12 protein-coding genes are annotated in these 13,297 nt (G+C 51.0%); 11 read left to right on the top strand and 1 reads right to left on the bottom strand.

Going from position 1 to position 13,297, the window contains the following annotated elements; all coding sequences use genetic code 11:
• Window positions 1-60 precede the first annotated feature (60 nt).
• The 11 genes from AC2FLP_RS09350 to AC2FLP_RS09300 all read left to right on the top strand — a co-directional run bounded on the left by AC2FLP_RS09350 (window position 61) and on the right by AC2FLP_RS09300 (window position 12,148).
• Entirely contained in the window at window positions 61-300 is a 240-nt protein-coding gene (locus tag AC2FLP_RS09350) for a helix-turn-helix transcriptional regulator (protein ID WP_496683517.1), read from the top strand.
• Window positions 297-605: a hypothetical protein gene (locus AC2FLP_RS09345; protein ID WP_496683519.1), complete on the top strand. Its 309-nt coding sequence runs from the start codon at window positions 297-299 to the stop codon at window positions 603-605. The genes AC2FLP_RS09350 and AC2FLP_RS09345 overlap by 4 nt, the downstream gene beginning before the upstream one ends.
• 146 nt (window positions 606-751) lie before the next feature.
• Window positions 752-2,749, top strand: a complete 1,998-nt coding sequence (locus AC2FLP_RS09340) for an AAA family ATPase (RefSeq protein ID WP_496683522.1) — start codon at window positions 752-754, stop codon at window positions 2,747-2,749.
• Window positions 2,750-3,164: 415 nt separating this feature from the next.
• Entirely contained in the window at window positions 3,165-4,514 is a 1,350-nt protein-coding gene (gene dcm, locus AC2FLP_RS09335) for a DNA (cytosine-5-)-methyltransferase (RefSeq protein ID WP_496683524.1), read from the top strand.
• On the top strand, window positions 4,507-4,965 hold the full coding sequence (locus tag AC2FLP_RS09330; RefSeq protein WP_496683527.1) for a very short patch repair endonuclease: 459 nt from the start codon (window positions 4,507-4,509) through the stop codon (window positions 4,963-4,965). Before dcm ends, AC2FLP_RS09330 begins: the two co-directional genes overlap by 8 nt.
• Before the next feature lie 78 nt (window positions 4,966-5,043).
• Window positions 5,044-6,687, top strand: a complete 1,644-nt coding sequence (locus tag AC2FLP_RS09325; RefSeq protein ID WP_496683529.1) for an ATP-binding protein — start codon at window positions 5,044-5,046, stop codon at window positions 6,685-6,687.
• Complete coding sequence (locus AC2FLP_RS09320) at window positions 6,680-7,510, top strand: HNH endonuclease (RefSeq protein WP_496683532.1); 831 nt, start codon at window positions 6,680-6,682, stop codon at window positions 7,508-7,510. The genes AC2FLP_RS09325 and AC2FLP_RS09320 overlap by 8 nt, the downstream gene beginning before the upstream one ends.
• Entirely contained in the window at window positions 7,497-9,332 is a 1,836-nt protein-coding gene (locus AC2FLP_RS09315) for a DEAD/DEAH box helicase (protein WP_496683534.1), read from the top strand. The genes AC2FLP_RS09320 and AC2FLP_RS09315 overlap by 14 nt, the downstream gene beginning before the upstream one ends.
• On the top strand, window positions 9,325-9,753 hold the full coding sequence (locus AC2FLP_RS09310; RefSeq protein WP_496683537.1) for an EcoRII N-terminal effector-binding domain-containing protein: 429 nt from the start codon (window positions 9,325-9,327) through the stop codon (window positions 9,751-9,753). Before AC2FLP_RS09315 ends, AC2FLP_RS09310 begins: the two co-directional genes overlap by 8 nt.
• A 151-nt stretch (window positions 9,754-9,904) precedes the next feature.
• Entirely contained in the window at window positions 9,905-10,213 is a 309-nt protein-coding gene (locus AC2FLP_RS09305; protein WP_496683540.1) for a hypothetical protein, read from the top strand.
• A 900-nt stretch (window positions 10,214-11,113) separates the two neighbouring features.
• Window positions 11,114-12,148 carry a toll/interleukin-1 receptor domain-containing protein gene (locus AC2FLP_RS09300; protein WP_496683543.1) on the top strand — a complete coding sequence of 345 codons (1,035 nt, stop codon included), beginning with the start codon at window positions 11,114-11,116 and terminating at the stop codon, window positions 12,146-12,148.
• A gap of 395 nt (window positions 12,149-12,543) precedes the next feature.
• Here the strand turns inward: AC2FLP_RS09300 and AC2FLP_RS09295 are convergent.
• A partial coding sequence (locus AC2FLP_RS09295; RefSeq protein ID WP_496683545.1) for a 5'-methylthioadenosine/S-adenosylhomocysteine nucleosidase family protein occupies window positions 12,544-13,297 on the bottom strand: 754 nt, incomplete at its 5' end.

Here is a 13,297-nt window from a genome sequence, read left to right as displayed (position 1 = left end):
TCTGTCAGCCTTTAGTAGCCGGTACGACGTTTTGTCGGCCACTTCAGGAAAGGACAGAAAATGCAACAGGATACAACGCCCTGGCAGAACGTGCAGCCCACCGGGCGTTTACTTCGGCCCGCAGAGGTTGTTGAAAAAGTCGGACTGTCGCGCAGTCAGATTTATCAGATGATTTCCGAAGGACGCTTTCCGCCGTTCATAAAACTGAGTGACCGGGCTTCCGCCATGCCAGAATCCTGGTTGAGCGCGTTTGTGGAAAGCTGTGCACGGGCCAGCATCGGGCATGGAGACAAAACATGAGTACTATGAACCCGATGCATCCTGACGACATGGCGAAATTTTATTTCAACACGCTCGAAGACCTGCGCTGGGCGAGGATCGTAGAACTGAACGGGATGGGTGTGGATGAGCGAACTGCGGATTTGTTCGCGCGACTGGAAATCGAGAAAAAGAAGCAGCTCTCGAGGATTGTTGGTCCTCAGCGAGCCTTGCTCTCAAATCTTGTTCACGAATTTGAAGGAAAGCACTCCTGGTACTGTTCTGTTCGGTACGAAGCGCCGCCGGAAGGCTTTTGGGACAGGTTGTTCGGTGGCTTTCGTGATTGAGCCGATAGCATAGAACGGCTGGGGCCGACTTTCTCCGGCCTCGCCGTACTCTTTCTTAAACTTGTGGTTTCGGCCTCTGGTTTCGTCCAGTTCCACGACCCTTTTGCGGTTCGCGTTGCGACCGGAGAATTAGACAGGAAAGACAAATGCAGGGATCCACAGTCAGTTCTGCCGGTCGAACAAAATCCGTCAATGAAAAAGCTGCGTTACAGCTTGTTGAGTCCGGATACAAAATATTCCCGTGCAACCCCAACAATAAAGCGCCGCAATACGGCGTGAAATGGAAACAGGTTGCCACTTCTGATGTGAGACAGATTGAGGCCTGGTGGACAAAATGGCCTGAGGCGCTTCCCGGACTGCCGACCGGATCAGTCAATGGAGTAGCAGTCGTCGACCTCGACGTGCGGGAGCACAAAGACGGAGTCGCCGCGTATCTGGATCTTGGTCTTGATCCCGAAGACGCAGCAATGGTTGTTCGGACCGCCGGCGGCGGTAAGCATCTCTATTTCGAAAACGCGAATGGTATCCGAAACTCGACGACCAGCGCCGGTATAGATGTTCGTGGAGAGGGGGGCTATGTCATTGCTCCGGGCGCAGTCAGCAAAACCGGTTCTTATACGGTGGAAAAAGGTGACCCAAGGGTTGCTCAGCTGCTCCTGACCGCCTTCCCGCAGGCGCTCACACGATCTTTCAGCAGTTCACAGAACGGTAGTCATTGTCAGTATAAGGTGACGGAGCTTGCGGTAGCACTCTTCAGGATCCCGAATGACTTGCCGTATGCTCAGTGGGTAAGAATTCTGATGGCTGTTCATCATGCGACGGCCGGATCCAGGTCCGGGCTCAGTCTCGTACAGGCCTGGAGTGCTGACTACACCGGCTACGACTCTAAGGAAGTAGCAAGGAAGTGGCGTAGTTTCGGAAAAGCAGATGCTCCTGCTGTGACTGCTGATACGCTGTTTGCAGAAGCGAGAAACTTTGGCTGGCTGGCAGTTTCGGCAAACGATTTTGATGACGACCCGGAAGAGTTGCCAAGCATCGAATTCCTGCTCGGTGACGAGGCCTCAAAGTCAGCTGATACCGGTGGGCTTACGTTTCTCACCCCTGACCAATGTGCTGATCTGCCCATCCGTGACTACGTCATCAAGATGTTGATCGCACCCGGGCAGATAGGATGCATCTTTGGTGAGCCCGGGGCTGGCAAATCTCTGTTTGCTCCGCGGCTTGGCTACGCTGTCGCTCGTGGAGAGGATGTCTTTGGTTTGCGAACTAAGCAGGGGCAGGTGTTCTACATCGCTTGCGAGGATGAAGATGGTATGGCCGGCCGCGTCGCGGCTCTCTGTGGTGATCTTGGCGTAACAGATGGTTTTCAACTGGTTCAGGGTTGCGGAGATCTGTTTTCGCGAGGTCAGGTAGAGGGAAAGGGCAGCCCTGACCTGGAGGCTCTGGTGAAACAGGTCAGATTGGTCCGGCCTTCCCTTATTGTGATCGACACACTTGCCATGGCAATGCCCGGACTGGAGGAGAATGACGCGGCAGGTATGAACCGCGTTGTGCAGATAGGAAAACGCCTGGCACAAAATGGGGCGGCGGTCATCTTTGTTCATCACGGAACCAAAGCTGAGGGCAATACACCCAGGGGGCACTCAGTATTTAACGGAGCCCTGGACTTTTCAATAATGGTCAGGACTGCCGACCGGAACGGAATTGTTCGGGGCAAAATCCGCAAGAACCGAAACGGATCACCTGACCTCGACTTTGCTTTCAGAATCGGTTCTCGCCACCTTGGCTACGACATAGACAGCGAACCCGTGGACGCACCGATCTGTCTGCCGTGCTGCCCAAGTGATCCCGAGGGCAATCCGATGCTCACGTCCGCTGAAGCGGCGGCTTTCACGCTTTACATGGAAATGTCGGACGGAGTTGAGCTGAACGTAACTGACTGGCGAAAGGCCGCTACTGATGGTTTGAGCGTTTCAGGCAGTGATAACCGCGCCAGCAGACAAAAGGCGGTATCCAGAGCTCTTTCAGGGCTTGTGAAGAAAAGGAGGATTGCTGTCGAGAACGGTTTGATGTTCGTTCCACGGATAGTGGAAAACGATGATTGGGATGACATCGAAGAGGATCAGGATAGTGCAGGAGACTGAGCGGACATTAAGACAAAGTCTGCTGATTGTCCTGTCTGTCTGAAGGAAGCCGGCCCCTCGCATGACGGACAGACAGGACACCTCCCTTTAGGGGTGTCCCTGTTGTCAGGTCTGCGGGGCATCTGCAGAGCAGGATTACGACGGAGTTATCGCTCAACAAACGGGTCCCTCCGGTAGTCAAACGCTAACCGTGGTCAGCGCAGAGCTCGGCTTTTGAGAGTTTTCCTTCCAGCCTAAGAGACACCCGTTTGCAGGTGTTTCGCTGACGTCTCCGTGGTGTCGCCTGACAGCAGAATAAGATGTTCGTTTTGTTAACGTCCCGGACCTGTTCCGAATTGCTGTAGCGTGCTATTTCTCACGGGAAGCTCGCATACGACGGCAATAGAAATGTGCTGTCGCAAAGCACAGGCAATTGGTGGCAAAAGCCTGGATCAGGTGTGCGTTAACGAGAAATCCACCAAATGTGCTCACAATGTTCTTGCGACTAGGGTGGCTCCCAGCCATAATGACAGAAAAATTCCCAGCGAAGCGAGCAGAGATGACGGACTTTGAGATCCTTCTCAGGAAGGCGGGCTATTCGGTACCCCAGGCAGCAGAACACCTCGACTATTCTGAGAGCCACATTTATCGCTGGGTCAGAGGTGAAGAAAAACCCAGGGACGGTGTCATTCGTTTGCTGGAGTTGGAAGTCGATCGGCGGAGCCCACCGAAAAACAAAGGTGGCTTCACCTTTATCGATCTGTTTGCAGGGATTGGTGGCTTGCGCAAAGCTATGGAGGGCGCAGGTGGGCGATGTGTGTTTACCTCCGAATGGGATAAATTCGCCCAACAGACCTATCTTGCGAACTTTCCCGACAACCGGCCGATCGCGGGCGATATCCGGGAGGTGGATGCAGCAGCAATCCCTGAGCATGACGTCCTGGTGGCGGGTTTCCCCTGTCAGCCTTTTTCAATTGCAGGTGTTTCAAAGAAGAATGCGCTTGGCCGGCGACACGGCTTTGATGACGAGACACAGGGCACGTTATTTTTTGAAGTTCTAAGAATCCTGATGGCGCACCGCCCGGCAGCTTTCCTGTTGGAAAACGTCAAGAATCTCAGAAGCCACGATCGGGGCCGGACGTTTGAGGTGATCAAACGCAAGTTAGAGGATGAGCTTGGGTACAAGCTTCAGACACGGGTAATTGATGCGGCACACTATGTGCCCCAGCATCGCGAGCGGATCGTAATGGTCGGGTTCCGGGAAGACGTGCCATTCTCGTTTGATGATATCGATCTGCCAAGACGGGGTCGTTTTGTGATGGGGGACATTCTTCATCCGGAGAATGGTCTGGAGGTACCGGAGCGTCACTACACGGTGGGTGCCAAGGCTGTCGTCAGCGATAAATATACCCTGAGCGACAAGCTTTGGCAGTACTTGCAAAATTATGCGGCTAAGCACCGCGCAAAAGGTAACGGGTTTGGGTTTGGTTTGGTGCAGGGAGACAGCATATCCCGGACCCTATCCGCTCGCTACTACAAGGATGGCTCAGAGATTCTTGTCAATAGGGGCGAGGGCCGGAATCCGAGGCGCCTGACGCCACGGGAATGTGCCCGCCTGATGGGATACGACGAAGACTTTCGGATACCGGTGTCAGACACTCAGGCTTACAAACAGTTCGGAAACTCTGTGGCTGTGCCGGTATTCTCAGATGTTGCGCGCCTTATGAGGCCACATATCCTGAGTTTGACGAATTACAGGGCGGAAGCGGCTATCCAAGTTGGTTGACATTCATGACATCAAGACGCGTAGCCGGAACATGGCGGCGATACGTGGGTCAGATACGAAACCGGAAATGATAATCCGCCGTGCACTTCATGCACGCGGCTTCCGTTTTCGGCTGCATAACAAAAGCCTTTCCGGAAAGCCTGACCTGACTTTACGCAAACATCGCGCGGTCATCTTTGTGAACGGGTGTTTTTGGCATGGGCATGGATGCAGCCTTTTCAAGTGGCCTGGGACTCGGGAAGAGTTCTGGAGAAAAAAAATCTCTGGAAATATGGAGCGAGATCGCAAAACGTATTCAGCACTAGGTGAGGCTGGGTGGCGCATTGCGTTGGTCTGGGAATGTGCGGTTAAAGGAAAACGGCGACTGCCCTTGGAGGAAACAATGGATCGTCTGGTTCAATGGCTGCAATCGGAGAAAGAAATGTTAAGCATCAGCGGAGAGGAAACATGACGCTGATCCGATTGCGGGTATACCCTTCATAGTTGTAGCTTCGAATTATCAATTATTTCCGACAGGTTAGAATAACAGATGATAGATCTGACAAACCCACCTGATGCTCCTCGCCTGATACACGGCCTGCGAGACACGGGCTATGATTTCAATACCGCTGCGGCCGACATCGTAGATAACTCAATCGCAGCTCACGCTTCGAACATTAACATCCAAGTGGAGCTCACTCCCGAAGGCAGGAAGTTTGTTTACTTCGGGGATGATGGCGATGGTATGAACTTCGACGAGCTTTATGATGCTATGCGTTATGGTGCGAAAGCACGACCGAACCTCGCCAGCCTCGGAAAGTTCGGGCTGGGTCTGAAAACAGCGTCAAGCTCGGTCTGCTTGCGGTTTACAGTTATATCGAGGCGTGATCCTGCAGACGAGCTGGCGAAACTGACCTGGGATCTTCTCCATGTTTCTGAAGTGAACTCCTGGGATATGTTAAAGGAAGACATTACCGCGGACGAGCATGAAGCATTTGAAGAATATTGCGGTGATACTGGTACCCTGGTGATTTGGTCGAATTGCGATCGACTGCTGCAAAGAAACTACGAAGAACCGGGGGGAGCGAAAGAGAAGGCCGCGGTGAAGCGTGTAGCAGAAAATCTCGCTTCTCATTTGTCACTGGTTCACAATCGTTTTCTGGATCCCGACGATGCAACGGTTCCGAATGTGTCGATCTTTGTAAATGGTGACAACCTCGAAGGATGGAACCCGTTTTATCCTGAAGGGTCAGAGCAGGTTCTTGGGCCAAAGCAGCAAAAACTGGAGTGCATTCTGGAAGATGGCTCCGTTGAAACAGCAATACTGAAAGCCTGGATTCTACCCCACAGCAGCGATTGCACCGACGAGCAAAAAAGAAAAATCCGACATTCTAACAAAGGTCAGGGTTTTTACGTCTTCAGAGAAAACCGGCTGATACAAACCGGCGGGTGGCTTGGAATCCATGGCTGGGGCGCGATGGAGCCACACATGTCTTTGCTTCGGGTAGAACTCGACTTCTCCCATGAGCTCGATGAAGCGTTCAGAGTAGATGTGAAAAAGTCTCGTATTTTGCTTGATCCTGCTCTTGAGACACGGGTCAAATCACTGATCACTCCGGTCAGAAGAGAAGCCGATGCCAGAAACCGCAGGATTTCAAAGGCGGCTACTGCAAAACGCGGGATCGACCACTCCAGTTCAAACAAGAGTGTTCAGAATTCCCCTAATGTTAAAAAACCATCAGTGGTTTCTGCAAACGTCGAAGGCGGTACCGCAGTCGTATCCAACACGTTTGGTCCGACAATCAAGTTGAAAGCTCCGGTTCAGAACGATGTAAACGCAGAGAGCGTCTACATTGAAGCAGTAGAGGATATGCACTCTGGCGGGTTGTGGGAGCCGGCACTGAGAAGTTCAACGGACAAAGACCACGTCGTCTCGGTCAGGATCAATAAGTTCCACGACTTTTATCAGAAGATTTATCTCAGAGCTAAAGACTCCGGCTACTCCGTTGAAGGTATGGACTTGCTGTTGTGGGCTCTGGCCACGGCTGAGCTGGATCACAAAAACCCGGAGCTCGAAGCTGTTTTCGAAGACTTTCGCGAAGAAGTTGCACTTAATCTGAAGCGGTTACTAAGAGAAGTGTCATTGCCGGCGGATCACGAATTGGGCGACGCGCAATCAGAACTAGATGTTTAACGACAAAGCAGAACTCGTCAGAAGAACTCTGGCCGTCGGGACCGGTGCTGAAATCAGCCTAAAGTCCGACAAGTCAGGACTTCAGACATCTCTCCAGATCTGGTTTGCGGACCTGGGCCGGCGTAATGGGCCAGTTGTGTCATTGGGGCCCTCTGGCTTGCGCCGGCACCGCGTTGTGCTGAGCTTCGGATCTGCATCTGAGGCAGTTATTTTGCAGATGAATCAAGCGGATAACGAAGCCAAAAAACTTGCATTCAGCCTGACGGGAAGTATCGGATCAGAAATTGACCTCTATTTTCCGGAAGGGATGACCTCAGAGAACTGGGCGGTTGATGATATCAGCTTTTCAATTACGGCTGAGAGACGAGGGATAAACTCCGTCGTTGACGATGGAGAGGTCTCCCGAACCTGTGAAGAAATTGTTGTGCCCATATTGGCCGCAGTAGCTGAACTAATTGGATATGATGAGGTGCCTCCGGACGTTGAGCGCGGCGACGCCGAAATCTTCGAAGGCGCAGTATCTCTGAGTACCGTCAAACGAAGAGAGCGCAATCCAAGAAACCGTCTTCTGGCAATTCGTCTTCATGGGCATCGTTGCGGAATATGCGGCATGGATCCGCGAGAAACCTACGGCGAGGCAGGTGAGGTCATTGAAGTGCACCACCTTCAGCCACTGGCGAGCTTGGATAAGCCAAGTCCTTACGATCCGGTATCGGACCTGATCCCATTGTGTCCGACATGTCATCGCGTCGTGCACACACGTCGTCCGGTTCCCTGGACCCCAAGTGAGGTTTCGGAGATGATGGCCGATGAAGAAGACTGACGTATCAGCATTTCCGAATGACTTCTTTACTCTGAAAGAAAATCCTCCGGCCGGGTTCACTTTGTCCGAACGTGTCGGAGACCCGACTTTGCTAATTGAAAAGTCGGGCATTAGCTACAAGGCGAGCCTCCTGGGCCGGCGTAAGGTGAAAGGAGAAATTGTCTCCGGACTGGCGCCTTCGCTCAAGCACAACTGGTATGTTGAAGGAAGTGTTATTCGGCCCCTACCTCACGACCTGGCAGAGACCATTAAGCGCCTTTTCCCCGAATATGATCTTGAAGATCTTTCGTTCCCTGAAGTTCTGGCTTTGCGGCGGTTTTCTCAGGATCTCATCTCGGTAGAACTCGAAGATGAAGTTCTCAAACCTGCTCGCGATCAGGCTGGAGCGTATCCTGTTGAAGCTTCGATCCCGGGCTTAGATGCGACGTTGTTCGGATACCAGGCCACCGGAGTAGCCTGGATGAGGGAAACGCTTTCCCACACTGGTGGGTTGATCCTTGCAGACGAAATGGGCTTGGGCAAAACAATACAGATTATTTCACTTCTGTTGCTCGACCCGCCTACAGAGACTGCACCGGCTCTAATTGTGTGTCCAACGAGCCTCATTGCAAACTGGCGCAGAGAAATCCATACATTCGCACCGGAACTGTCCGTTATGGTCCACAGGGGGGCTCATCGGGCGGGGATTTTTCGAGATCTTCAGGTGGCGCAGGTTGTGATCACTACCTATGAAACTGCAGTGAACGACATCTCAATTATCAGCGCTTTTGAGTGGGGTTGGGTGATTTGCGATGAGGCACAGGCTCTTAAGAATCCGGCATCGGCCCGAAGGAGTGAGCTGGCGTCAGTTCCGCGTAAGCGGTGTATCCCAATGACCGGAACGCCGGTTGAGAATAGCCTTTTAGATCTCTGGTCGATTTCCGACTTCGCAATACCTGGACTACTTGGGACGCAGTCAGAATTTGAAGTGGAATTTCCGGATGGGGTGGCCGCGGCTAAGGAGCTCAATAAAATCACTGAACCAATAATATTGAGAAGACTTGTAGGCGACGTTGCAGGTGACCTGCCTGAACGCGTGGACATTGATCTTCCGATAGAATTAGGTAATTCACTTGCTGCCGAGTATGAACGTATCAGGTCCGAGACACTTGAAAAATATCCGTCTGCCGGCGCTCTTGTTGCCACGGGTCAGCTTCAGATGTTTTGTGCTCATCCTTGGTTGCGATCGCAGACTTCATTTGCCGAGCTATACGAGGAAAACGCACAGATCGACTGGGGCAGTTCCGAAGCTCTTGTAACACCGAAGTTGGAGCGAACTGTCGCACTGATACAGGAGGCGTTCTCCAACGGTCGCAAGGTTTTGGTTTTCGCTTCTTACAACCGGTGTGGAGACCTGATCAGGCAAGCTCTCCAACCCGCATCCGAAGTTTTCTGGTCCGCAATTAATGGTTCGACCTTGCAAGAGGATCGTCAGATTATTGTTGACGATTACACTGCCCACGACGGCCCTGCTTGCCTCATTCTGAATCCGAAAGCTGCCGGCGCAGGCTTAAACATCACTGCTGCAACTGTAGTTATCCATTATACACAAGTTTGGAATCCCGCCTTAGAAGCTCAGGCCAGTGCCAGAGCACATAGAAGAGGGCAAACCGAACCGGTGACAGTGTACCGGTTATACTATGAGGACACAGTTGAAGCTGTGATGTTGGAACGCTCCAGGTGGAAGAGGGAACTGGGGAATGAAGCTATACCGATAGCAACGCGAGACGATTTTGACCTGAAGCGCGCGCTGGAAATTACACCGGACAGAACAAATGACTGAAAAAACATTCACCAAACAACTGACGGCAAATGATACCGGGGAGTCAGGTGCCCATCAGGCGGGCATTCACGTTCCCAAAGGAGAAAAGGAACTGATAGCATTTCTTCCCAAGTTAGACCCGAGTGTTAAGAACCCGGATGCTTGGCTCAGCTGCGTTGACGTGGATGGTGGAGAATGGTCGTTCAGATATGTTTTTTACAACAACAAATTTCATGATCCGAAGGGTACGAGGGATGAGTACCGAATTACGCACATGACAAAGTTTTTTAAAGCTTTTGGGGCTACTGAAGGTGACTGTTTTAGGATTTCCGCCCAAGATGGGGATTTTCGATATAGAATTGATGTCGTTCCTTCAACCTTGGAACGAGACACTGAAGAACCTGGGAAAATCAAGCTTACGGGTTGGAGGCGTTTACACTAGTAGTGGCGCAGGGACTGCTGGTTAGTCGTGCGCAATATAGAACAGCGCAAAAACGCACCTGGGCTTGATACTAGGCGACTCAGGAAATACTGACCGTTTATGCGTTTAAGACGTTGCATCGAGCAGAATTGAGATACTGAGCATCCTAAATATGGCAAATACGGCTGAAGACTACCTACGCGACGACTGCCGAGCGCTGAAACAAATCAATCCTGAATTTGAGAGTGAGTTCGCGGACAGCCATATGTGTTGGTTCGATGTGCTTCCTGTGAACAAAAAGGAACTTTTGGCAGCTCTCAAAGAACGCTTCGATTGTGATGCACTGCAAATGGGTCACCCCGCTCCTTACGATGAGTACGTTGTTTACGATCACCGCCGCTTTGGAGCTCCAAGCTTGGTCTTCGGAGCAATTGCTATCAAGCGCAAGGCTGAGCGCGATCGTCGTGACAAAGAGGGGTGAGAGATTTGCGTGTGATCGTTGTTACTGACGAGTCCGGCGATCCCAGTTTCAAGTTGGACGAAGGTTTATCCTAGGTCTTTTACCTATCTTGGGCGTGTTCAGGGTCTAGGCCGCCTCCGAGAATGCGGGAGATGAAATTGCCGTTCCGTTAGGATCTGATTGAGTGAAACCGGAGTGGAAGTTCTCAAAATACGTGATGTTCGCATATCGCCTTCCTTGGAGCTGCTGCAGCCAGGGGCTTCCCATGTCGGTCTGTCGCAGTACCTACAGCGCAGATTGGCTCGCACTACCAGTGCACCAAACACGACGTTTCTAAAACTTCTTAATAAAAATAAGTTCGAACACGATGACGGTTTACTCACGGGTGCAAAGGTCGTGCTCGAAGGTTCGGGCGACAGTCAATTTCGGAAAGTTCTGGTCGCGTAAATGAGGCGCGAGCGTCCTAATTATACGACAAAGAAGTTCGATTTCAGAAACTCTCGTAAACTCCCGCCTGTTCTGCTGGCAGCATGAGTTCCGATACCGCAGCGCCCTCGCGTTCCTGTAGATGCTGCTGACATGCCAGATGGAGCACAGTTTTAGAAGGGGCTGTATGCTTCGGCAATGAAGTACAGGGAAGACCCTGTTTCAAGAAAAACGCTTGTAAGATGCGGATGAGCGCGAAATCTGGCTCTTTCCAGAAGAGTTGCAACTCACCACACAAGAAATGAAATCACTTCTCACTGGTTCTATGGGGTGATCGGGTGTTCAAAGTATAAAGTCCGACAGAACGGACATTCACATAAAACGTGTCTTCGCCTTTCATTCTGCCTAGCATAGTCAATTGCCGAACACGCGGGCCCAGCTTGTACGCGAGCGCCCTGTAAATATAGTGCAGATCGACACATCAGAGGTTTATAAATGACAGAGATTTTTATCAGTCACGCTGTTGCGGACCAAGCGCTTGCTGACAAATTCGTTTCCTTCCTAAAGGAAGCCATCGGTGTACCTGCAAAGTCAATTTTTTGCTCTAGTGTTGAGGGCCAGGGTATCCCCCTTGGCAATGACTTCAATGACTATATGAAGAAACAAATTCAGAACCCAAAGCTGGTTATTTTGTTAATGACCCCGAGGTACATGGAAAGCTGGTTCTGCCTGATGGAACTGGGCGCAACTTGGGCAAAATCCTTGAAAGCACTGCCGATTGTGGTGCCGCCTATAAGCTTTAACGCCGTATCCAGCACTCTAGGATTGAAGCAGGGTTGGTCCATCAATGAGCACTCAAAACTAATTGATTTGCGCGATATGGTTATTGCGACTGAGATTGAACTCGAACTGAGGACGGAACACGATTGGGACAAGAAACGTGCATCCTGGAAAGTGGATGTCAAGAAGGTGCTGAAGAAGCTTTCTCCTGCGACCAATGTGTCTGCTTCTGACCACGCCAAGGTGGAACAGAAACTGATAGAAACTCAAGATGAGCTAGAAAACCTGCAGGAAGTCTACGGGGAGGCCACCGACTTGATTGAAGAATTAAAGGCCGCAAAGGATCGTGTGGAAGTTAACGACATTATTTCTAGTAAAACTGGAATAGCCCCTGAGACCAAGTTCCGGCAGCTAATGGATCAAATCTCAGATCTACAGCCCAAAGTAAGCACTCAGTTTTATCAAAATATTATCATGGACCATTATGGCAAATCCGCACCAGTTGATTGGTATGATAACGATCAGAAACGAGATGGCGAGAATGCTGTCCAGTACAATCTGATGGAGATCGATGAGCCCCACAAGTACCTGTGGAGAGAGAAGAAGCTAAGAAAGGTTGCCTTAGCGCTCGATGCTTTGGACAGTTTTCTTGAAAGTGATGAAGCATCATCATTTGTGCAGGCGCGTGAGAGTACCGGATACACAATGGATACTGGCGACTTGGAGTTTTGGGAAGAGAATTTGGGCTAGTATTGTTGGATATTCCTCCAACTACTAAAAAAGCACACTTCTGTGCGCATGACCATTTGCTGCACAAGCTTGACTAGCAGGAGTGTGACCGACACAGTAGTTTTCTCTGCCCCCCGTTCTCTGGGTGCAATACTGGATCAGTGTTTACTTTTCCTCACTGGCGCCAAAGGCTACTTTCCAGTTGGGTTAGAGAGCACCAATGCACTTGCAAACAAACTGGACCAATCAAAAGGCAACTGGCGCTTAACTACAAACCGTGACGTCATCTAGTTTGGTTGGGGCCGTTGCTGACTAAGCGGCTCTATTTCAACAAGCCCTTTATTGGGCTTGTTCTTCAATATGAGAAGTGCACCGTCGCAGTTAGTAAGCTCCAACCAGTTTTATCGCTCAAGAAATTACAACAATGAACGCAAAGCCTCTAATCCGATTTTTGCGCTGATGAAGGACGCGAAGCTCTGGATATTGTCGTCCTTAGTCCCATCTGCGAAGTCGGATACTCCTTTTACAACTAGCCACTTTGGTTTCGGCTCAAAGCTTTGGTGACAAGCCCAAGCAACTCCAAATGCTTCCATGTCCACACCTAGGATTTTTCGGTTCTGATTTGCCACCCCATTAAAAAACTCCTCGTGGTTTTGAACCGCTGCCCCTGACGCCATCGGGCCAAGGTGAAGCGTCGGAACTTCGCTTGGCCGGAAACCCGGGCAATCTTGATAAAACTGCTTGATCTTGTGATGGTCTGCTATCAACGCTGAAATGCTACGTTGTACTGTAGCCTCTGATAGCACATGTACTGGAGAAGGCTCGAATTCGACAGTGTCACCTTTTTGCACAAACTTGCCGCTTCCGTAGTCCCAGGTAATGGTCGCGGCGATAGCGTCTCCGAGATTGCAATCGCCTTTCCTCCCTGCGCAAATACCAGTCATTAAAACGATTTTAGGAGACAACGTACGCGTTGCTTGGGATACTCCAGTTGCTGCCGCGACTAAACCCATTTGCGGTAAACAAATACTAAAAGCATCCACCGAGCGACCCGCAACTTTTAGTTTAGCCTTCCAATACAATATTGGGTCGCTAGGTTCTGGACCTATTAATTTGGTTGCGGTCGACTTGGCTGCGTGATTCAAGCCCCTGAGTTTCAGGGGTGTATCA

This window comes from Ruegeria sp. CDSA141 (assembly GCF_059612005.1).
Note: the sequence above shows the minus strand (reverse complement) of the source record. Positions and strands in the feature narration are given on the sequence as shown.